The 23,674-nt window shown below is 34.0% G+C and carries 13 protein-coding genes; 2 read left to right on the top strand and 11 right to left on the bottom strand.

Annotated features, from left to right (window positions below; all coding sequences use genetic code 11):
* Positions 1-50: 50 nt before the first annotated feature.
* The 3 genes from yajC to DD829_RS03345 are packed head-to-tail and all read right to left on the bottom strand — an operon-like array spanning position 51 to position 1,856.
* Complete coding sequence (yajC, locus tag DD829_RS03355; protein WP_076390653.1) at positions 51-419, bottom strand: preprotein translocase subunit YajC; 369 nt, start codon at positions 417-419, stop codon at positions 51-53.
* Between the two features lie 4 nt (positions 420-423).
* On the bottom strand, positions 424-939 hold the full coding sequence (locus DD829_RS03350; RefSeq protein ID WP_108410028.1) for a DUF1573 domain-containing protein: 516 nt from the start codon (positions 937-939) through the stop codon (positions 424-426).
* An 11-nt stretch (positions 940-950) separates the two neighbouring features.
* Positions 951-1,856 carry a transcription antitermination protein NusB gene (locus DD829_RS03345; RefSeq protein ID WP_087709578.1) on the bottom strand — a complete coding sequence of 302 codons (906 nt, stop codon included), beginning with the start codon at positions 1,854-1,856 and terminating at the stop codon, positions 951-953.
* 91 nt (positions 1,857-1,947) lie between these two features.
* Between DD829_RS03345 and DD829_RS03340 the strand changes: the two genes are divergently transcribed.
* Entirely contained in the window at positions 1,948-3,609 is a 1,662-nt protein-coding gene (locus DD829_RS03340; protein WP_108410027.1) for an ABC transporter ATP-binding protein, read from the top strand.
* Between the two features lie 99 nt (positions 3,610-3,708).
* Positions 3,709-4,044, top strand: coding sequence for a DUF3276 family protein (locus DD829_RS03335; RefSeq protein WP_002976288.1), 336 nt, complete (start codon positions 3,709-3,711; stop codon positions 4,042-4,044).
* A gap of 204 nt (positions 4,045-4,248) precedes the next feature.
* Here DD829_RS03335 and DD829_RS03330 read toward each other — a convergent pair whose 3' ends face one another.
* From DD829_RS03330 to DD829_RS24060, 8 genes are all read right to left on the bottom strand, one after another.
* Positions 4,249-4,698 (bottom strand): hypothetical protein, encoded by a 450-nt coding sequence (locus tag DD829_RS03330; RefSeq protein WP_123906794.1) that lies wholly within the window; start codon positions 4,696-4,698, stop codon positions 4,249-4,251.
* Between the two features lie 127 nt (positions 4,699-4,825).
* Complete coding sequence (locus DD829_RS03325; protein ID WP_116547523.1) at positions 4,826-5,230, bottom strand: hypothetical protein; 405 nt, start codon at positions 5,228-5,230, stop codon at positions 4,826-4,828.
* 222 nt (positions 5,231-5,452) lie between these two features.
* A complete protein-coding gene (locus tag DD829_RS03320; RefSeq protein WP_116100174.1) occupies positions 5,453-5,737 on the bottom strand; it encodes a hypothetical protein in 285 nt (94 codons plus the stop codon).
* 643 nt (positions 5,738-6,380) lie between these two features.
* Positions 6,381-7,061, bottom strand: coding sequence for a hypothetical protein (locus DD829_RS03315; protein ID WP_123906793.1), 681 nt, complete (start codon positions 7,059-7,061; stop codon positions 6,381-6,383).
* 28 nt (positions 7,062-7,089) lie between these two features.
* The gene (locus DD829_RS03310; RefSeq protein WP_116547521.1) at positions 7,090-17,433 is read right to left on the bottom strand and encodes a SpvB/TcaC N-terminal domain-containing protein; all 10,344 of its coding nucleotides are present in this window, start codon (positions 17,431-17,433) and stop codon (positions 7,090-7,092) included.
* 114 nt (positions 17,434-17,547) lie between these two features.
* The gene (locus tag DD829_RS03305; RefSeq protein ID WP_108410287.1) at positions 17,548-19,515 is read right to left on the bottom strand and encodes a T9SS type A sorting domain-containing protein; all 1,968 of its coding nucleotides are present in this window, start codon (positions 19,513-19,515) and stop codon (positions 17,548-17,550) included.
* Positions 19,516-19,614: 99 nt separating this feature from the next.
* Positions 19,615-21,852: a S8 family serine peptidase gene (locus tag DD829_RS03300; protein WP_108410288.1), complete on the bottom strand. Its 2,238-nt coding sequence runs from the start codon at positions 21,850-21,852 to the stop codon at positions 19,615-19,617.
* Between the two features lie 19 nt (positions 21,853-21,871).
* On the bottom strand, positions 21,872-23,524 hold the full coding sequence (locus DD829_RS24060) for a hypothetical protein (protein WP_228408114.1): 1,653 nt from the start codon (positions 23,522-23,524) through the stop codon (positions 21,872-21,874).
* Positions 23,525-23,674: the final 150 nt, after the last annotated feature.

Below are 23,674 nucleotides of genomic sequence, written 5' to 3'. Positions count from 1 at the left end.
GGTGAGCAAAGCTCACCCCGCCGAAACGAAATATTTTAAAAACTGAAAAATTATTTTTTCTCAGTTTCGATTTCTTTTTTGTCTTCCGCTTTATCAGAAGTCTTGGATTTATCTCCAAAACGCGCTTCCGTAAATTCTCTTGAAACCGCAGCTTTTTCGAATTTCAGTTTTCCGGATAATGTTTCGATAACAAAACCATCCTCCTGAACCTGAGCAATTCTTCCGTGAAGTCCGGAAGTAAGAACCACTCTTGTTCCCACTTTCAGAGTTTCCTGGAAGTTTTTCTCCTGCTTCTGCTTTCTCATCTGAGGTCTGATCATCAGGAAGTAGAAACCTACCACCATCACCCCCATCATGATCATCATCATTCCTCCGCCACCTTGTGGCTGTGCCTGTAAAAATATGGATAATAAATTCATGATCTTATGGTTGAATATTAGCTGTGAAATTGATTCGGATCGGTGCTTTTTCTACGTTTGCGAAAACATCAGCAAATTTGTTAACATTTCCGTCGAAGTTTGTAGAATCGAAATGCAAAGTAATTTTTCCTTTTTTACCCGGCATAATCGGGTCTTTTGTAAAATCAGGAGCTGTACATCCGCATCCGGGCTTTACTTCAGAGATAACCAAAGGATTTGTTCCGGTATTGGTAATTTCGTAAACGTGCTCTACTTTATCGCCTTTTTTAATTTTTCCGAAATCGAAATTGCTTTCAGAAAGGGCAACCGTAGTGAGTGGCTGATTGGAAGCCGGAGCAGCAGTTGTTTCTCCCGAAACCGGAGCTACAGCAGCAGAGTCTCCAATTGTTGCAGGCATTGAAGCTGCAGTAGAATCTGTTGCAGCAGTTTCTGTTCCTGTAACCTCTTTATTTTCTTTTTTGCAGGAAACGAATCCAAAGCCTATGACAGACAAAGCAATGATGGATAATGTCTTTTTCATATGAAGATAATTTATATTCTGTTTAAATCTTTACAATATTTATCTAAAATTCCATTAATGAAAATGTTTGAACGATCGGTAGCAAAAACTTTTGCGATCTCGATATATTCATTAATGATAACTCTTGAAGGGGTAAAAGGAAAATTGTCCAGCTCCGCCATTGCTGTTGATAAGATCACTTTATCCATTAGAGAAACTCTTTCAAGATCCCAGTTTTCCAGTCTTTCTTCCAGTTTCTTTTCGTTGTTTTCCCAACTGTCCAAAGTATTTCTAAGAAGTTTCATTGCGAACGTTTTATCGTCTTCGTCTTTAATCATTTTAATTAAAGTACGGCTTTCTTCATCTTCTTTCAGGAAACCGATAGTTTTCTGCACCATCGAATTCGCGATGTGGATATCATCATACCATGAAAGTTCTTTATCACCAAGATAATCATGAAAATCATCGTTTTCAGCAATGTATCTTAAGAATAATTTCCCGATAAACTTCTGATCTTCTTCAAAAGAATATCCTTCTTCTTTCATAAAATCCTGATAACGCTTTCCGGCAGACATTCTCTGGAAAGTTTTTACCAAAAGATCATCATGCAGGTCCCATTTCAATTGCTTGTGCTGTCCTGTGAAAAATAATCTCTCAGGATTTTCTTCCAATTTAATTAAAACTTGATTGTTGATGAATTTTTGGTTAGGATTAATGTCAGCATCGGTTTTGATGTATTTATTTTTACCGATCTCAATCTGATTTTCTGCCAGTTCTTTCAGCGCAACCAAAAAGTTTAACTGATAGATGTAGAGATAATAGATTTTCTCTATTCCGGCGAACATATTTTTCTCTAATACATCAAACTTTACAGGATTCTGGTAATAAGAATACACAGTCTGTACTACTTTTTCACGGATTTGTCGTCTTCCTAACATTCAAAGAGCTTTTTAATGGGTGCAAAGATACAAAATTTAAAATTTATGAAATTCGTAGTCTGAGGTGATTTTTGTAATTTTGTGAAACTTTATGAAAGCGCTAAAAACATTAAACCCCTATTTCTGGAAGCACAAAATATTGTTGTTCTGGGGAGTATTATTCATCATTGCAAGTAATTTTTTCAACATATATAAGGTTCAGTTTGTAGGAAAATCTGTGGACGAGCTTACGAAAAACGGGAATTTAGGTTTCAACAGACAGGTTTTGGTGTATGTTGCCATTATCGTCGGTTGTTCTTTACTCACCGGATTTTTCACCTTTATGATGCGACAGACGATTATTGTGGCTTCAAGACGAATAGAATATGAACTTAAAAATAAAATCTACAGACATTATCAGGATTTATCTTTAACGGATTACAAACAAACTACGATCGGAGATTTAATGAACCGTTTAAGTGAAGATGTGGTTGCAGTAAGGATGTATCTCGGTCCGGGAGTGATGTATGTTGCCAATTTAATTGTTCTTGTGGTAATCACAGCAATTTATATGCTTACTACGGATGTTTCTATGACACTCTGGACTTTACTACCCCTTCCAATTTTATCCTTTGCGATTTATAAGGTAAGCTCAATCATCAATCAGAAATCGAAGATCATGCAGAAAAGCCAGTCGGCGATTTCTACTTTTGTACAGGACAGTTTTTCGGGAATCCGCGTGGTGAAGTTTTTTGCAAGGGAAAATTATATCAAAAAAAATTATGGTACGAAGGTAACCGACTATCAGAACAAAGCTTTGGATCTGGCAAAAACGGAAGCTTATTTCTTTACGATTATTTTATTTGTTATCGGTTTGCTGAATGTTGCCATTATCTGGATCGGCGGACAGAAATACATTGCCGGAGAATTAAGCATTGGGAAAATTGCCGACTTTTTCATGTACATCAATACGCTTATTTTTCCTTTCTCAATGGTTGGCTGGGTAACTTCGGTGAATCAGAGAGCAGAAGCTTCCATGCAGAGAATTAACGAATTCATGGATAAAAAATCTGAAATCGTTAATAAAAACTTCGACAATTATGAAATTAAAGGAGATATTGAGTTCCGAAATGTTTCTTATGTTTACCCGAATACAGGAATCAGAGCTCTGGATAATCTAAGTTTTACTTTGAAAGCCGGAGAATCTTTGGCGATTATGGGAAAAACAGGAAGCGGAAAATCTACGATTGCATTGCTTCTCTGCCGTTTAATTGACCCTACTGAAGGTGAAATTTTAATTGACGGTAAAAATTTAAAAGAACATAATTTAGAAAACTACAGAAATTTCATCGGATATATTCCTCAGGAAAGTTATCTGTTCTCAGATTCCATTGAAAACAACATCGGTTTTGCCATCGACAGACCTTCTCACGAAAAAGTGGTGGAATATGCCAAAATTGCTGATGTTGATAAAAATATTGTTGAGTTCAAGGAACAGTACAAAACTATGGTTGGAGAGCGTGGCGTCATGCTTTCCGGAGGTCAGAAACAGCGAATCTGTATAGCCAGAGCTCTGATTAAAGATCCGAACATCATTATTTTTGATGATTCCCTGTCTGCTTTGGACACTGAAACAGAACAGAACATTCTTGAAAATATAGACCGAAAAATCCGTAATGCGACCTCTATAATCATCACACACAGAGAGTCTAGCGCACAACGTGCTGATAAGATCCTTAACTTAACCGAAATTAACAATTCCGTAACCGCATAGCAGAATCGTTCACAAATGTTAAATAAATCATAAAAAAAATTTTGTGATTAAAAGAAAACTTTTATATTTGTTCTTAACAAGATTAAAAAATATCTAACAATGAGTGAATACAAGGAACGCCATGAAAATGAAATTTTCACGAAGGTGTTAAAAGCAGGGAGAAGAACTTATTTCTTTGATGTGCGCGAGACGAAAGCAGGAGATTATTATCTTACGATTACAGAAAGTAAGAAGAATTTCGGAGAGAATGGAGAAGCTACATTCGAGAAGCATAAAATTTACCTTTACAAGGAAGATTTTAAGAGTTTTCAGGAGATGTTTAATGAGTCCACAGATTTCATCATTAACGAGAAGGGTGAGGATGTAATATCAGAAAAACACGACAAAGACTTCAAAAGCAGATCTTACACCATCGATTCTGACGACGAAGTCTAAAAAAGAATAATTCTAAAAACACAAGCATCTGAAAAAGGGTGCTTTTTTTGTGCCTTTATTTTATCTGTAATAGCCACGACTTTATCTGAGCAGAGCATATTTTTCTTTTTCCTGAGGAAAATAAATTATCCCAAATCTAAAATCCGCCACACAAATAGCTGTGAGACGGATTCTTATATTACAGGCACGGATTATCAATTTGTGCTATTGAGTAAATATTGTATTATTTTTTACAAATTCTATATCTTCAGGTTCTGTAACTACCCAAATGTATCCTTCAGATTTTTGTCTTGTTTTTACATAATAAAAATGACTGTTTCTTTCTGTTGATTTTAAACTTACACTATCACCATAATTAATTCCATCAGGAATTATAGTATATAACTCAGCTAAAGATCCTTGAAGTCTATATGGATAAATACCATTTTTTAAACTGTCTTTAAACTCTTTTACACTAGACTCAGTCAACTTCAAACTAATAATACCAAAAGCATGATTATTTGATTGCTTGACGTCAATTACAAAGCCTTTAAAACTAACATTATTTTCCATTACTTTATTTTCCTCATCATACTCTTTAGATCCTGTCGAATTAATATATAAAACCATTACTATAAAAAAAACGAATACTATAAAAAATCTTAAATATTTCATATCTATTTTATTTCTATAAGTTCGAATATCGCAGATTTGTAATCCGTGACTGTTTCTCGTAAAATCTACTTTAATACCTAATGCACTATATAATCTATTTATTGAAAAGATTGGAGGAAGTTTATAATTACTTGCAGTCTCCACCCCAACAACGATTGTTTATCTTCATTAATTTCAGAATACGAGCAGTAAGCTCTTCATCATAAACATATCTACCTACCCCAACACTGTACACAACACCGTTCTTTACTGTAAAAATCATATCTACTTTTTGACCATTAATAAAAATAGTTAGATAACCATAATTATAAATGACTCTTACATCTTCTCCACTTGGAAAATTATTTATTCTATCACAAATAAATATGAGATCATCATTATTTTTAATTTTTAAAAAGTCAATTCCGCCATTATATGCATACCATCTATTTTCAATAGCGATATTACTTTTACTGCAATCAATAGGGGGATTATTACATGAATTAAAGAAAAGAGGAAAGAAAAGAAAAAAAATTAAAATTCTACTATCCATATTACAATTTATTTAGATTTATTTTTATGAGCTGCTTCTTCTATGTGCACTTTTTATATTGGTTAATTCACAAAATGTATATTTATATAAAATTCATATCCCTACCCAAACAAATAACTAATGTTAAAGATATAAAATCTATTAAATATGATGGTATAACTATTAAAATACGCTCTTATGGTCAAGGATTGTAAATACGTACTATATAAAGATTTTAGTAAATTATTTCCTAACTTGAACATTCATAATTACATCATTATTTTCTTTAATTAGTGTTAAATCTTCGAATAGCATATAAAAAGAAAATAGCATGATAAAAATCCCTAAGCACATACCGACTATTGATCGCCAATATACCATTATTCTAAATGCATCAGTTTTTATGATTACTAGCTTTTCTTTGTTATACGATTTATAAATAAAATACGAAAATACAAATAATGCAAAACCTGAAATAAGGATTAAAAAAAATTTAATTACCAAATGATCTTTTAAATATTCATCCATTTTAAAATTATTTTGAGTTTTCTAAATGTTAATGACTATGCATAAAAACATTAAGCAAAAATAGTAAATCCTTTGTGTGCATTATAATAATAGAGATTCTGTAATTGCATTTTTTTGAAAACTTTGAAAGCAGCTATTTAAAATCAAAACTTTGCAGATTGCAAAGTTTTGGTTTCTATTTCAGTCACGGATTACAAATCCGCGACATCTGAAATTCAATAGCGCGGATTTGTAATCCGTGACTATTTCTATCTATAAAAATGACTTCAATATTCAATGCACTATCTAAATCTGTAAAATTTCTTGTTGATTTAAAATAATAATTCTCCGGCATTATCCCTATTTTTCTTTGATATATATTTCTTGAAATTACTCATTATTCCGCTCACCTTGTATTTACATCTACTCTAAAAATAAATGAAATAATTAAGCAAAAAACAGTGAGTCCTTTTTTATTCCTGATTACATTTTAGGGATTCTATAATTGCATTTTCTTGAAAGTCTTGTAAAGACATCTATTTAAAACAAAAACTCTGCAGATTGCAAAGTTTTTGTTGCTTTTACAGGCACGGATTACAAATCCGCGCTATCGAGTTTTTATTATTTACGGCGCAAAGTCTGTGACTTTGCGCAGCGGGGAAAATTAGGAAGTTGACACTAGCATAACATCTTCTATTTCCCAATAATTATCATGCAATCTTAGTTTAAATACAGCATTTCTCCCGTAATAATCTTTTTTTATACGATGGTCAACAAAAACTAATGCTCTTTTTTTAGAAGGATCAAATACAATCTCTGAAAAATAGACAACACCTATCTCACATTCATTAGTATGTTTATCATACTCTGCCAGATCCAGAACTTTTGCGGTACACAAATTAAATTGATTTGCTTTTATAGTACTTCGTATGCTTAAATTTTTAATATCTGGACTATTAGAAAAGTCTTTAAAAAAATCCTTTTTTCTTTCTATGTATTTTATATTATCTTCAATACTATCTGCTGCAAAATCTGTGTTTTTACTTTTAGTAGAATCTATATACAAATTGCAAAATTTTTCAGGATGATTAAAAATTTCGTTGTGCGCTTTTGTCTTCTCTTCGATATATAAATCATCATTATGAACTCTTAAACTATCAAAATATTTTTTTTCACCTAAATAATCTTCTCGAAAAAAATAAGGTATCAACTGATCTGTTAAATCATTATATAGTTTTACATTAGTATCGGTAGATTGACTTACACAAATTTTCATTTCCTCCTTACAATTCGTAATTAATAAAGAGGATAATAAAATCATGACTATTTTAGTTTTAAAATTCATACTATTTGGAAATTTTAGATTAATAACATCATCTTTCAAGAATTCTAATTTGCAAATTATCTTTTGTTTTTTTATAATTATCTAAAATAGATGGCTTTTTTTGTGATTTCAAGTCCCTGATTTCAATTTGTTGCCTAAAATTTTTTCTAAAATTATTCATCCTAATTCCATCAAACTTTTCAGTAATTATATCACGATCAGAAGCAGCAGATTGAGTATCTGTTTTAAAATAAATAAGTTCCCAATTATCTCCCGCATCTGGCATACCACTTTTTGAATGAAGAGCCGTCCTAAAACCTGGGGTAAATTCCTCGGAAATATTGTCAAATGTATAGTCTGCCCAATGACCACCTTCATGAATTATTATTTCTGCTAAATTATCAATATACTTTCTATCTCCTTTATGTTTTGAAACCGTGTTTATTACGCCAGGATCAATATAAATATTATTGTGATGTTTTTTTTGATCAAATAACCCCAAATGTCCTATCCATTCATTCATTATAACAGTGGGCCCATCTCCATCTTTGAGCATTTTCTGTATCATTTTATCATCTACTTTAAATCTCTCTTTAAACACTTTTCGAAATTCTGAATCTCGAAACACCGCTTTTATAGTTTTTATTGCCTCTTTATATAATCTTCTTTGCTCTCTCGTAGCATTTGCTGGTAATTTAAAATTTCCATCAGGATCAATGTAATTAATAGGGTGGTTTCCACAATAAATATAAGGCTCCATTGTTTGTTCCGCCAGTGGATCGACAGACAACCAAAGAGAAACTCTAGGGTTATAATATCTTGCTCCATAATAGTAATAACCTGTTTCAGAATCCATTTCCTTACCATTAAACTTGTAATGGCTGTTTAAACCATCGTTCATATGGTTTTCTACAAAGATTTCTCCACTTGGGAAATACTCCATATTCTGGGTTACTTCGCCATCTAATCCGGTAATGAAAGAACTGCTGCCCAAATGATCGGGATGGAACCAATAGATTTCCTTTTCCTCAACATTACTTGCAAACGAAGATACGCAATTTCCGGTATATCCTCCATTCTGCCCATAATTTACTGGCGGGGTAAGGTTATTGGTCTGCATAATCACCAGATTGCTTTGGGTAGCCGTCTGCAAGATCTGGTTAGAGACATTCACAGGATTAATCGGAGGCGTTGTTCCTCCAAACGGGATAATAAGCCATGCACAATCAAATGCTCCTACATTTCCGCTGTTTCCGTTTTTAGACTGTATTCTCTGGCTTCCTGCAAAATAATGCTTGGTGTAGCTTGGCTCCTGTAACATTCCGTTCTGAAGATCATAGGTAAGCTTAAGTGTAATCAATCCGCTTGGATAGATTGACGCTTCATGAATGGTTTCGCCACTTACTTCTATATGGTCGCTATTGTATTTTCCTATTTTTCCTTTAAACAGAACATCTTTTATAATACGCTCTCCTCCTGCATCATAGGTATAAATTGCCGCCCCATCTGCTTCCGGTGTTGTAGGATTGGTATCTACAAATCGTAAACGGTTTTCTTCGTCCCACAGATACACCGCTTTTTCTTCCTGATTGGTACACGTCTGCTGCAGGATCTTCGTAGGATTTCCTTTAGGATCATATTGATAATCCTGGAATTTCACTCCCGGATCGTCCGGATTACAGCATGTAGCATTCGGTACAACATTCGGTTCATCTATAATTCTGGATGGCGCATGCGGATGCGAAGGATCCTGATATTTATAGTTCAGACGGTAGGAAGTCGGTTCAACAGTAGCCCAGTTGTTAGAAGTAGTACCTTCTACCCACTCATGCTTTTGCGTTTTGCTCATGACATTATGCATATTATCATACGTCATCCCTACGGTGAAACGGTGTCTCTCTTCTTTAGGAACGTAAATAATATTACCCTGAGAATCATAAGTTTCCTTCATTTTAATCCCTCTCCAGTTACCTGATGAAGACGTAAGACGGTACAGATCATCATATCCATAGGCATAGTTGGTTCCTCCTCCTAGTAATCCCTGTACCACAGGCGCGTTATTGTGTACCTGCATTACATTCGATACCACATCATACTGGTAGGTATTCTGCATAAAGTATCTGTTGCTGTTTTTAGCATACATCTTAAGCAATCTTCTGCGGTTGGTTTCGTATTCATAGGTTGTTTCCGTACCATTTCCATACTGAAGATACACTCTCTGCTCAAATTTATCATATCCCAGATTCTTTATGATGTCTCTGCTGAAACCATCTTTTACAGAGTTCATCTTGAAAAGATTACCTGCCTTATTGTAGGTATATTTTACTTCTTCTCCATCCGGATAGGTGATCTTTTTCACACGGTTCCATGTGTCATATTCCCAAGATGTTCCAAACCAATATACTCCGGCATCCGGAACGGCAACAGAACGGCGTTGGTAGATAAGTTCGCCCAATCTTCCGTATTTTAGATACTGCGTTCCTGTAGCATCTGTCTGATACCAAAGTCTTCCCACCGCGTTATTATCCATGGCAGATGCATCCATTGCAGCCCCGTAATAATATTTTACATTATTTTCAGGATACACAGGATAGTTTACTTCTTTCAGCCTTGTATAATCATACTTATAATTAACAATTTCATTGGCTGCATTGGTTTTTGAATTCATATTTCCTGCCGGATCATACTTATAAGTGGTAATGCCACTATCAGGATGATTGTAAGAAATTCTTCTTCCTAAATCGTCATATTGTGACGTTGTGATATTTCCTGCTACGTCTTCCACCTGAAGAATCTGCCCGATCGCATCATGGGTGAATTTTGTTTTAATATCTCCGGTGTTCGAAACTTCCCAGACGGAAGTTATTCTGCCTTTGATATCCGTATAAGACTTTTTAACGCTTCCTAATTCATCTTTAAAGGTGGTTGCAAACATTTGTCTTCCCTGTACATCAGCAGCAAAGCCATATTCTATGGTTGAGAATAAATTTTCTCCCGGTAGTTTTGTATACACTACCCTATTCAACACATCATACTGATTAATTGTTGGCTCAGTAGTGTCCACAGAAGCATTGTACAAGGTGTTTCCACTTCCTACGTTTTCTGTTGTAGGATAGTATGTTTTTAATGCTCTTCCGAAAGCATCTGATTCTACTTTTCCGGCAACAATATATTTAACTCCATCATTATAAATGTCACCCGTTTTCTTGACCTGAATGGCTTCACCAAAACCATCTGCAATGGTAATGGTATTAATGGTGCTTGTTCCTTGATATTCTGGATCATAATGCTTGGTTACTGCGTAAGATTGCGCATTGGTCGCATTAAGCGGAGCATCGGTAATAGGGTTGTATTCAAACTTTATTGTCCAAGGAATATTATTGAACATTTCATACGGTCCTGTAATTTCAGTAGTTCTTGCTTTTGCATCATACGCAAACTTCATTGGCTGCAAATTCATGTCTTCCGTAAGCGTCGGTACACCGAAACGGAAATCGTACTGCGTTTTGCTGCTGTATCCAAATGCGTCCTGAACTTTTACAGGATAAGTCTTCACATTATCATCATACGTATACTGATGGAAGAATCTTTGGTTTGCACTGTTTGCAGGACCAGTAGATTTTGTAATGTTTCCGTACACATCATATTCAAAATCATACACAGAATAATCTGCACCTTGATTTTTGATCACCATTTTCTTCAGATCACCAGTTGATGGATCATATTCTGCTCTTTTTTCTCTGACAATACCTGTTGCAGTATTTTTGACTGTTTTAGGAGCAATGATATATTTCCCAGGAGCAACTTCTTCGTAAGTAACTTCAGAAGATACTATTTCTGTATTTCCAATCTGCGTATCGCCAAAGTCTGTTACTTTAACCGCATTCCCCCAGTTATCGTATTCTGTAATACTGCTTGAGGTGTATTTAGTGGCTGTTGTTAGTCCTTCATAAAATTTAGAATCTGTATTTTTAAGCGCAACAAAGCAAGCATAATCCGTATGATTCTTTTCAGATTCTTTTTCCAGATTTAATAGGGTGTTTACTATATTTGGGCTATGAATTTTTCTAAGCTCATAAGTATTATTTTTCTCAGTCCAAATTTTTCCGGAAGCATCTAATAATTTTTCATTAAGTAATGCTCCTTTTAGATAATAGTTTTTATTATTAAACGTCTGTTCAGTTTTTCTGTAAACTACATTTGAGGAAATTCCTCCCTGTTTTGTATCAATCTGATTAACCGTAACTTTTTCAAAACCATAGAAGATACGTTCTCTTCTGCTGTGGTATGGATTTTCATACTGAACCGTAATTTTTGACACATCAGGACTGAATGTATTATCACCAGTAAAACCATCATTGGTAGTTACCGTTTTTAATACATACTTGCTTTGTGGCATATCGTATGTATTCCCCACTCTCTCATATTCTACTTCCCAGCTTCCTCCCGATGGAGTGGTTACTTTGCGGAGGAGGTTGGTAGTGCCGATTTGATTGAGACGTACAGTAACCGAATTGGTATCGTCAGAGGTTACAAAATCTGGATACCCGTCTCCATTCATATCTTTGAAGGTAGACTTGGTCTTTGATACGCTATTACCTGAACTAATATTAATTCCCGGAACAATTTTTATCCCCGCTAAGACATTTGTAGTCTGATCAAAAGCTATCGGAATTGGTATTGGTATTGATAATCCAAAGTTAGCTCCTAAGCTTCCGGTAGTACTTCTCACCTTTTCAACAGAAAGAGTTTGGTAATCGACAAATTTATTTCCTAAATTCAGAAAATATTTTGATGATTCCAAATTGATATAATCCTGAAGTCCATCTCCGTTTAAGTCGAACATTTCTTCTTTTATATCATTTGTACTTCCGCTAAGGCTTGCTCCTCCTTGAAAAGATCCATTGAAGAGAGAGACTCCTAAGCCAGCTCCCCAGTTTTCATTTCGTGAATAACTCGTGTTAAAACTTACTGATGAATTTGCAGGATAAAAACTATAACCTAAACCTAATTCAATATTCCCGTTTTCAATTCTATCTGAAACACCATCACCATTAATATCGAAATATGTCTTTTTAATCTTCTCTTTTTCAAATCCAAAGTTTCCACTTAAAGATGTCGAAAAATCACTCTTTTGGCTTAATGCAAATGACGTTGGAAAATAAGAATTTCTATAAAATGTAAATGCAGCGGTACCATGAGTAAACGATGTTCCCGCACCAACTCCAATTGCTTCTTCTGTTCTGCTTATAGAATAACTTCCAATATTTGAGTTTTTAGAAGATAGAAATCCATTAGCGTTCGTATACTGAAGATTTGAATCTACAATATGATCCGGAAAACCGTCGGCATTCATGTCTGCCATTGCGGTAACAGCTTTATTTTCAGCAAATATTGTACTTGAAAAATTACCATCTCCACCAACCCCTGCCGGACTGCTGTATGATATACCTGCTTTACCACTCACACTATATAATTTACTTTTTTGAATAAGTGAAGGAATCTGATATGAGTTAAAGCTAAAAACTGGAGACTGGTTAGAAAATGTCTCGTCTATATTGTCATCTCCTAACCTGGAGGTACTTACGGTTTGTTTTGTAATATAATTATTTTCATCTAAGCCCATCCAGTATTTTACTCCCTGTTTATTAATTACAGGAGTTGTCATCACAAAATACTGATTGCTCATTGCTGAATTATCAGGATTATAAGGTGTCGGCAATCCTGTTGCCGGATCTATAGTCGGGTTTAAAGGAGCATTATTTGTAGAATTTGTAGAAGATTGCGGAATAAATAATTTCGTTTCATCAATCTTAATCTCCGCTGCAGATCCGTTATTCGCAAAATCTGAATTTAGATTTGACAAATGGTTTTGTACAATGGTATTGTTCGACTGGTTATTTCCATTTATTACAAAGCTTCCCCATCCACGGTATAATTGTCCAAAACGAGTATCATAATCCTCTGAAGAAAGAAGTTGGGTAATATTACGAGCAGTTAAAGGACTAAATACAAATGTCTTATTTTTAGTTTTAGAAACCGAGACATATGAATTACTTCCATAATAAGATGCCTGTCCATTATAATTAATACTTGCCTCATATTCGTAAGTACCTGGACTTAGATTCAAAGTTTGGGATAGAATGCTTTGGGAAGCAGATGATTGTAAAACTACAGGTCCAGTCCAAGTTGTATTTCCTACAATTCTATATCTAAAACTTCCTGAAGGATATCCTGAAGATGAAGGAGGTCCACTATTAACGAAGTTTAAAATCATTGACTGGCCCGAAGTTAAACTAACAGTTCCTCCGACTATTGAATTGGTTTGACCACTTGCTGCTTGTTCATTTATTATTAATTCTAAATTTATACTCTTTAAATAATCCAGGAAAGCCAGATTATTAGCTCTGTTCTCTTGAGTAGTAATTTCTATATAGAGATTTTCATTAATGTCCTGTGAAGTAAATTTATTTAATACATATCCATATGAGCTTCCGTTGGCAGATAGAATTCCATTATTCAAAGTATAAACAAATTTACCAATGATTCTGTTTTTTATTTTTGCACTTACTGTAAAACTTCCATTTAATGAATTAGTAATATTCACTGGTTTTAAGGAAAATACTTTTCCTGCATCACTTGGAGAGACAAGATAGGTAAAAGGATTACTTACTGCAGATTGTTGATGATTAAACATTCCATACTCTGTAAACAAATAATTGATCTTTCCTGAAATTGTTGTAAACACAGGATTAAGTTCCACATCAGGCCAATGTATATTTGTATTACTTAAAAGTTTAACAGAAATATTATCGGCAGCAATAAAAGACACAGGAACAGGAATATTGGAAACAATATTATCTGTAGGAGAATAAATTGTACTCCACACTTCTGTATTATTTTTTAAGACAGAAACTTTAAGATAATCTGATGTATTTGGTTTATTTACTGCCAGATTAAGAGTTCCAGCCTCCGGAGCAGAAAATCCTGAGTTTCCGGAAACAATAAAATCATCATTAAAATTATAATTATTTAAACTCCTGTTGCTTCCATCAATATCCGGTGATGTATTGGATGTATATTGTATAACAGGGTTCCAATTGACCTTATCATAACGTCCATCATATTTAGAACTTACTCTAAAATAAATTTTATCTCCCTTATTGATATTATTATAAGATAATACCGTGTTTTTAACTGAAGTATCGTCCTTTGGAATATTTAATACATAATCTGGCAGATTATTTCCCTTTTGGATTGAAATTGCAACCCCATCTACAGAAGTATTATCTTCATTAGGATCATAAGATGCCGGAAGCAAATTACAATTACTTGTAACCGTAATATTTCCATTTTTAGGCGCAACCCAAACCTTTACTAAATCGTGTAAAGGGTTTTGCTCCAACATAATTTTCTTATCATTATCATTGAATGCAGGAGTTACCGTAGAAATGCCTGAAGATAAAACCCGTATTGGAGCAGGAGATAGTTGGCTCGAATAATCAAATTGTGGTATAAAAGTATTCGAGGTGAGAAGATTTGCATTCGGATTATAACCAAATTTCACTTTTCCATTATCTGAAACATCCACTAAACCATCTGCATTGAAATCTTCAAAGTAAATTTTATTGTCTGTAGTAGAATTTGAATAATCAAATCCCACACCAGTACTCAACCCTGTTCCTACAGCATAGTTTCCATCGACCCCGACATTCCAGTTTTTAGATTTTGTATGCCCAAGTCCAGGAATATTAATTTTATTGACAGTGTCCAAATCAAACGAACCATTATTATTTTTTGCATAATAATAATAATCACCTATTTTGTAAGTGATATCAGGAAGATTATCCCCATCCATATCTAACAGATTTACCTGAGTACGGCTATTACTATTTCCAAAGCCTCCCTGTGCTCCAATGCTATATCTGCCGTTTTCCGTAATTACTAATGGTATAAATAGGGCTAATGGAGATGGTAATTGAATTAATGTAGTACCTTGAGTATAAGTCCAAAAGCCTAATCTGAATCCCGAATTTTTACTTTCTGAGATATTACTATTAATAGCATTATATTTACCTCCAAAAGTTTCTCCTGCAACTGCTGAAGAAAATGAGTCTGTAAAATATTGACTTTCTACTCCATTTACATTATTCACATTCCATGTTTGTGGAGCTCCAAATAATTCATTAGGAGCTGACTGATACTCCATTCTATTGGTATAAAAAATCTGATCATTTGCATCCTTTTCAGTAATGGTTTCTAGTAATGTTTTTTTAAATGCACCATCACCATCTTTATAGCCAAACTCATAACTTCTTACCTTATCGGTACCATAAAGAACCTTAATACTTTTTAGCTTCTTAGAAGTAACCTGTACAAAACCTAAACGAGCATTAACCTGTACATCTGGTCTTTGATCATAATAATCAAAATTTACAGTATAGGTTTTTAATGTATTTGGGGCATTATATTTTGTATACTCTATTTTTCCTATATACATTTCCTGACCGCCTTTCCCCATTACATTATCAGAAGAATTATAATTGGGTGGTCTGTTATACGTATACTCTACATAATTTCCATTGGTATCAATCGTTTTATACAATGCCCAATGTCCTATGTTGCCGTTAGTATCTTTTAAATAATATTGTTCTGGATTATTGGCTGTTCCATCATTTCCAAAAATGCTTCTCGTTCCGTCTTTAGATATAACCTCCCACCAATATTCTTTAGGAGAATTTCTGTGACGTATGATTTTACTGTATCCACCTTCTATTCTCGGATAAAATCTTTTTGTATTATCCGGCTCCAAGTTTGCAGACCTGCTTTTCTCGAAACCCTCATTTCTGTTGGGCAAAACATAACTATCTCCTACTTTAAAGGTTAATTGCTCTCCGCCCAAAGTATAAATCTCAGTTTCAAAGTTTTGGTCATAAGTCGGAACACCCCATCGTGTATCAATAGAAATCGATGGAATAGAAAGATCCCAACCTAATCCTAACCATCCATTTCCGCCTTCGCTGCTATAATTTACTGAAAGTGAAGGCTGCATTCCGCCTCTTCCTGCTGGTAACTTAATTGGAAAACTTGTATTAACAGTTCCCATATTGTTCGCAGTAGGTGGTGCAATAGAAACGATTCCTTCTGTTGGATTCGCCGCTTTAATATCTTTTATGGAGTTAGGAGCATAGCTTCCTGTTTCAGGAGATTCGGGAACTTTGATGATCCCGTTTACCATATCCGTAAAATGGGTTGTTTTAGAAATAATAATATTGCTGCCTTTTTGAAGAGAATCTCTTTCGGTCTTCTCTAAGGCAATCCATTTTTTCTGAGTAAGATCAAAATAAAAGGTTTTAATATCCTGTTCGGTATATCCTGCCGGTATTTTAGATTTATCATATCCGATGGATACTTTTGCCGGTGCCGAAAAATTCTCTCCATGAGGTAAGAATCTATATCCGAAATGATCTGCTGTCACGTTTACCATTTCAGGCGTAAGAGCAGGCATATCAATGTCTCTGAGTGCTGTAATAGAATAAACTGCAGTATTTTTTACAGAATTTCCTTCTATTTTTAATGTTGCTGAATTTAAACTTAATTCTTCTGCCTGATTTTGAGAATTTATATATTTATAATTGGTTTGACCAACATATGAATTTGCAAATTCTGAAGGAGCACTCTTTTTATCCGAGGCAACTATACGAAGATTTCTGATTTTGTAGCTGTAATCTGAAGAATTAGGAATTGTAAATATGATAATATTCTTGCCTTCCTTAACAGAAGTTGCTTTTACAGGCTCTGTTTGGTGTGCCCAAACTGTTGTTTTTTCTACGTTTTGTCCTCCTACAGCCAATTCATCATTGATAACTTTGCTTACCTGCTTATAGTCTTTTAATCCATAAAGATCATATTCCAAGCTATATTGCTTATCAGATCTGATTTTTTCGTTGACTGTTACATTAAATATATTATCGTATATCTGGTCTATCGGATGTTCGGAGTCTTTTCCTATAATTCCTTCTTTTATATCAGAAATATAAAATCCCGATACCGGTTGATTAATAATAGTTTTTTGACCTTTAATCAACGTTTTATTTCCATTTCCTGATGGACTGTAGGTATTTTCAGAATCAATATTCTTCTCATTTGAATACGAAATATTATTCCGTAAAGCAGTATCGATTGCCGAAGATTTCTCATTATTCTTCAGAAAGCTGCTGTTATTTTGAACAACAGTTGAATAATGAAAATCTACACCCGGTAAAGTTTCTTTGGGCTTGTTTAAATACGCTGTATTTGCGTAGGCATGAAGCTGTGTCCATGAAGTAAGAAAAACCAGAACTTTTACAATTTTAGGATTTTCTCTTAATCTACTTAATATCGAATTTCTCATTTGTGTATATGCTTTTCTACAACAAAATGATTACCTGCAAACTATTTGAAAGAATTTCAGGCAATTAGTTTTTGTTTAATTCCTTTTTATCTATAATAGATGTTAATTTGGCGGCTAGTTGGTGACGATAAGTTTAAACACTTTTAATTCAGAAGTCGTTTTTACAACAACTACATAGGCTCCTTCTACTAAAAGTGAATCTTGAATCTCATAATAATCTTTTCCTTTATCCTGAATAGTCTTTACAAGTCTTCCCGAAGCATCATATATCTTGATATCTACATTTTCTTTTATATCCGATATAATTCTTATGGTAAATAACTGACCTTTAGGTACCGGATTAGGGTATAGGACTATTCCGTTTTCTCTTTTACGGGTTACTTTCACAGTATCTTTTTTCGTACATCCATCAGGTGTGTTAACTGTTACCGTATAAGTTCCCGGTTCATAAACGGTAATATTAGCCGAAGAACTGCTGAATCCATTATCCGAAGTCCATTGGTAGGTTGCATTAGGATCTGAAATCTGTGTACCTGCATCAAAATGGGCAGATCCTCCGGAATTTATTACTACATCTGGTCCCAAATCCAGATTTATAGAGTTAAAATCATTAACTGTAAAATTCTGGTCTATTATATTTCCGTCTGCATCGGTAATGATAAGATGATAGATTCCGATTTCCAAATCTGGAAAAGATAACTGCGCTGTAGAAACATTCAGGTTTTGATTAACACCATTACCTGTTAACTGGATGTGATAAGGAGCTTTACCACCTTTAACATTTACAATCAAAGTTCCTTTCTTCTGTATACAGGTAGGCTGTTGAAGTTCATTGATAGATAATATCTTATTCCCTAAAGCAAAAGTAAAAACATCTGTTCCTGATAAATCCTGATCAAAAGTGATATTATTAAAATGAACATTTTGATCTGTATCCACATAATCCATAGGATACACCTCAACATTAGAAGAATTAAAATTCCCCTGTCCTGTTTTATCTATAAACAGCCATAATTTTTTATCCGCTGGTATGGTAAGTATATTTTTAATAGAAAAAACCACTTCAGTTGGGATAGTCTGAGATGTTTCCGTGGAAAATCTTGCTTTCCATTTCCTTTTAAATAGTTGATATCCGGAAGTAGGAGTATCCAACAGTAACTGCTCTTTATTATCTCCCCATACAAGAAAACTCTGATCAGGAAAATCTGCATCATTACTATTATTATCTACAGCTAATTTCTTTGCCGCAATAATTAACCTCTTATTTTCTGAAGAACTTGTTGCCTGTTTCTGGTATAAGTTTGAGTATTTATCTCTGGCGATTCCTGTAATGTTTGCGGGATAATCAGTAAAATCATCCTGCTTCCATATCTTTTTACTTTTAGAACTGTAGTATTCTGTATATGGCATTGTAACTGCATATTTTACAGCCAGATAGGAATTTACACGATTTCTTTCATTCTGAGTGAGAATTTTACGATATATAAAAAACTCGGGTAGTTTTCCTTTAAAATTTTGCCAGGCTGTACTTCTTATATCCTTTCCCACGTACATAGAAGATATCCCCGTTCTTCCTATAACTGAATGTATTTTTTCAGAAGGAATTCCAAATCTTGTGTACATACTGAATGAAGGCAGATCATCTACTACACTGGTATTGATGTAGTTAATCTGTTCATTATTATATCTGAAAATATTTTTTGTGCTGAAATACATTTCCTTTTCATACGACTGTTCTGAAGAAAACATAGCCGTTTCCGTAGACGTATTTTGATTCTGATACGCTGTAAAAAAGGTAGTTTTATCCATCGTTTCCATGAGATAGGGAAATTTCAGATAATCATCCACTCCGTCAAAATCCAGACTTTCATTATAATTAAATAATGTATAATTAGGTTGATTCTGCGTAGATATCGCTTTAATTTCATTCTGATTCCCACTATAATCCTGATAAGTTAATGCAGGAGTTTGTGCAGAATTAGCTTTAAACCAAACACTCACCCCCGAAACACCACCAGGAGACTGGGCAAAACACATATCCAGTAAAAGGATATGAAAAAAGAAAAAGATTTTTTTCATCATAAGTGTTTATTTCGATATTATGAAAATTTTGTAATCGCTGAGAATCGTCTGAATAATATTTTTCGAACATATTAACGGTACATTCGATTCTCGGGAATTTTATTTTTTAATCAATTTTTTAGTTTCTTTAAAGTCATTACACTCTAAACTAACCAGATAAACTCCAGAAGCATAATCACTCACATCAATTGTTTTTAAATATTCGCCTTTTGGAAAGGCTTCACTGCTCTGGTTCACAAAAATAATTTTTCCGGAAGCATCATATACTGAAATTTTTACAGCTGATGCATTTTCTAATCTGAACTTGATGTGGGCTTCATCTTTTGTAGGATTCGGAAAGATTGTAAAATTACTTTCGCTTTTTATAGTTTCCGGAAGCACATCCTGATCCGAAACTCTTTTCTGCGCAATATATCTGAATGCTGAAATAATATCGAAACACGGAGTAATAAGAGCATGAAATCCTGCAGCATTTTCTGCATGGAAGCCTGGTTTTAATGTGATATCTTTTGAAGCGATGTATTCTACATTTTGTACAGGCGCAATAATTTTATTGCTTGCCACAATTTGTTTTGCCCAGATAGTTTGCGGAGTACTGATGTCATCAACCGGACTTGTCAATATTTTAAGATCTTCTTTATAACAAAAATCTACATTAGAAACCACAATAGAAAAATTCTGAATACCGTTTGGAAGTAATGGAGTTGTACTCGTTTTAGGAGATACAATAATTTTATAAGTATCTTTTGTAGGATTCTTAATATCTACCCTTTCAATAGTATCTACGTTATTGGGAGAGTTTTTCGTCGCAGCGGCCGTGAGATTATTCATGCCTCCTAATTTCCAAGGGTAATAAACAGTCTCTGTACCATTTGAATTTACTTTAACAATTTTGAGATCAAGATCATTGACTAAATTAGGAGTAGAAAGATCTACTGTATTACTTACAAGATTTCCCTGAGGATCAGTCCAAGATATAGTTGCTGAAAGAGGTTGTGTAATATCTAAAGGAACCACATACAACGTATATTTATTTCCCTGATTAAGAGAAATTTCCTTTATTAAAGTCGATTTTTTATAGTCACCGATAATCCCTTCTATATTGTCGTGTATGGCTGCAGAAGCTCTTTTCGCATCTGCCATTCCCCATCCGTAAATATAATCTGGTCCTTCTGTTCCTTTATCATTGGCTGTATGAGCCAACAAAGCACGAACTGTAGAAGATTGCATATAACTTTGAGAAGGACTCACAGATTTATAATATTGCTGTAATAAAGTAATAATCCCTGAAACTACTGCAGTCGCTGATGAAGTTCCTTTATAGGTTCCGTAAGCAGAATCATAAGTTTCAATTGATGAATAAATAGTTTCACCAGGTGCACATAAGTCTGGCTTAATCCTTCCATCGTCAGTTGGACCATAACTGCTGAATGAAGAAATATCAAAATCTTCATCAGAATTCATATTAAGATTCTTTTTAGCAGAAGCCACCACCAAAACATTTTTAGCAATTCCTGCTCCTTCAAGTAAATCATATCCTCCCTTCGCAATTACCTGAGGAACAAGAGCAGGATCTATTTCTCTGGAATTTCCCGCAGCTTTAACAATTTGTAAATATGGTCTTAAATACATCAGGTTATCCCAATTCTGTGCTGTGGAATTATATTTTCCAAACTGATAAGTCTGAAGGTATAATGGATCGAAGCCATAACTGTTGTTGGCAACCAAAATACCAGCGGTGTTATTAGGAGAATAGGCTTCATTAAGCATTTCCGATACATCATTTACCCAGTCGTATGCATGAAGTGTAGCATTAAAAGCAATTCCTCTTGCATTTGCGTCTCCATTACTTCCAACCATGGTTCCTGCAATATTCGTACTGTGTCTTGTTATAGTTTGATTTTGAGAGGAATCATAAGTAATCTTTCCGGAAAGCAGTTCATGAGTAGTCCTTGGCTTTGAATAATCCCATTGCCCTATAATCATATTTTGACCAGAGATATTCAATCCTGCACTTCCTCCGGCGTACAATATATTGGCTTTTGTCATCTGTGCAGCTCCTGAATTCAATGTAGTATAGTACATTGGTCTTCCGCTCTCATCGGACCCAATTAATTGTTTATCATTTCCATCTTTGCTGATAAACTCAGGAATACCCAAAGATTTTAACCGTTCTACTTCCTGCTTTTGTTTGCTTTCTTTTTTAGTAATTTCTGATTGAAATTTTTTCTGATCTTCTAGTAATTTTCTACCAATATCATTATTATCCTGAGAAAAGACAGATATGAAAAACAATACAGAAACTCCAAAAACTGACTTTTGGTAAATTTTATACATCGGATAATGTTTTTAAGGGTTACTTCTGTTTTGTCTTTTCTATTTTCTCTAATCTTTTATTTAAAGACTTAAGAATATCTGTCTGACTTTTAATTAAAGCCTCTTGCTCTTTATTTTTTTTATTAAGATCAATAGAATACAAAGTAAGTTCTTCTATTTTTTGAAGCAGTTTAATCTGGAACTCTCCTACATTTACTCCTTCTTTCTCCATTTCTTTTGCAGAAGCTATTTCTGGTAAATGCTTGTTTTCTTTTACAAATTTTTCAACTTCTTCAAGTTTTGGTAAACCATATTCCTTTTCAAAAACAAAATCTGCTGTTGGTGTAAGCGTTACTTTTATTTCTTTTGCTTCTAATTTTCCATCTACTTTTACATTTCCAAATGCATTTTTGTATGCCAGTGTTTTAGTAATACTTCCTGTGATGGGCTCATCAGCAATTGTCCATCCTTGATAATATGATGGATCACCTCCTCCGATAGCTTTAACTCCAAAATTGATACAATATGTCTTGTCATCCAAAAAGATTACAACCTTTCCGTTTTCATTTGCCAACTTTACAATTGGTGTATAACCTCCATAAGAACTCACATTTGATGCCAAATAAAACTCATTCTGCCATACATACCAATTAATATTTATTCCTATTGTTTTGCTCTCGCCATAAGCAAACCCTTCAATATTAACAGTAGGCATTTCTCCTCCTGAGCCACTTGCTGGGAAAGGAATGTTGGTTTTTATTTTTACACCGTTGTTAATCACTGCACATCCAGAATGATAATAGAGAATATTATTATAGATGTTATTACTTTGTAAACTATTTGTAATAGTTCCTCTCTTCACAAATCCTTGCGCATCAACTACCAAAGCTTGATCCGTTGATGATGTAGAAGTAGGAATATTTGCTATTCTTACGTCTCCACTTACATCCAGCTTAGCTTGAGGAGTGATATTTCCTATTCCTACGTTACCAATAGTATTTAATGTCATTACATCATTGCCATAGCCTGCCATTAATCTTAAGTCATGATTTGATTCCGTCCCTATCCTACCAACAGCTCCTCCCCACGTTTCGTGAGAAAATATCCCTGTTTTTACATTTAAGCTTCGTACTAATAATTTAGAATGTGCTGAAGCATAAATATCCAATACCTTATCCCAATTTTGTACATTATCTGGCGTAGTAGTTCCTACTCCTACGTTACCCGATTCTGCCTTAACCACAAAGGCACTACTAGCAGAGTGGGGCTCTAATACTACATCTCCATTTCCTCCCTGTATAATTGTTTTACTATGATACTGTCCTCCAGGATTACCAAAAAATAATGTATTACCAGAACTTTCTAAATAGCTAATAATAGGGATATTGTATCCGTTAGAATTTAATTTAATATAGTAAGAACCATCATTACCACTATTGTACCTTTCGTTAGCAATAACAGAACCATTCACATCTAATTTTTGAGTTGGATTACTAGTCCCTACTCCTACACTTCCATTAAGCGTTATTCTTACCTTTTCAGAATTGTTTGTTCTAAATATTAAAGGTTGAGCATCTATTGTACCTAAGAAATCTGTAGATGAATTTGTTCCGCTGTTTCCTGCGGTATTCCAGGTTTGTGCTGAAGAGAATACAGCGATCAGAGAACTTATCGTAAGTAATATTTTTTTCATTCCTGTATTTTTTCGCAAATATATATAAATTTTTTACTCCAAAAAATTTGCATCAATCAACATGAAATGACAATAAAATTAATTAGAATTACATATTTAAATACTTAAATTAAAGTTTAAATCATAACTCAAATTTATTTTATTTTTATT

It is taken from the genome of Chryseobacterium sp. HMWF035 (assembly GCF_003094695.1).
GTDB classification, from domain to species: Bacteria; Bacteroidota; Bacteroidia; order Flavobacteriales; family Weeksellaceae; genus Chryseobacterium; species Chryseobacterium gambrini.
Note: the sequence above shows the minus strand (reverse complement) of the source record. Positions and strands in the feature narration are given on the sequence as shown.

Coding starts and splice junctions, on each gene's coding strand:
- yajC (WP_076390653.1), bottom strand. CDS start 419: ATGAATTTATTATCCATATTTTTACAGGCACAGCCACAAGGTGGCGGA.
- DD829_RS03350 (WP_108410028.1), bottom strand. CDS start 939: ATGAAAAAGACATTATCCATCATTGCTTTGTCTGTCATAGGCTTTGGA.
- DD829_RS03345 (WP_087709578.1), bottom strand. CDS start 1,856: ATGTTAGGAAGACGACAAATCCGTGAAAAAGTAGTACAGACTGTGTAT.
- DD829_RS03340 (WP_108410027.1), top strand. CDS start 1,948: ATGAAAGCGCTAAAAACATTAAACCCCTATTTCTGGAAGCACAAAATA.
- DD829_RS03335 (WP_002976288.1), top strand. CDS start 3,709: ATGAGTGAATACAAGGAACGCCATGAAAATGAAATTTTCACGAAGGTG.
- DD829_RS03330 (WP_123906794.1), bottom strand. CDS start 4,698: ATGAAATATTTAAGATTTTTTATAGTATTCGTTTTTTTTATAGTAATG.
- DD829_RS03325 (WP_116547523.1), bottom strand. CDS start 5,230: ATGGATAGTAGAATTTTAATTTTTTTTCTTTTCTTTCCTCTTTTCTTT.
- DD829_RS03320 (WP_116100174.1), bottom strand. CDS start 5,737: ATGGATGAATATTTAAAAGATCATTTGGTAATTAAATTTTTTTTAATC.
- DD829_RS03315 (WP_123906793.1), bottom strand. CDS start 7,061: ATGAATTTTAAAACTAAAATAGTCATGATTTTATTATCCTCTTTATTA.
- DD829_RS03310 (WP_116547521.1), bottom strand. CDS start 17,433: ATGAGAAATTCGATATTAAGTAGATTAAGAGAAAATCCTAAAATTGTA.
- DD829_RS03305 (WP_108410287.1), bottom strand. CDS start 19,515: ATGATGAAAAAAATCTTTTTCTTTTTTCATATCCTTTTACTGGATATG.
- DD829_RS03300 (WP_108410288.1), bottom strand. CDS start 21,852: ATGTATAAAATTTACCAAAAGTCAGTTTTTGGAGTTTCTGTATTGTTT.
- DD829_RS24060 (WP_228408114.1), bottom strand. CDS start 23,524: ATGAAAAAAATATTACTTACGATAAGTTCTCTGATCGCTGTATTCTCT.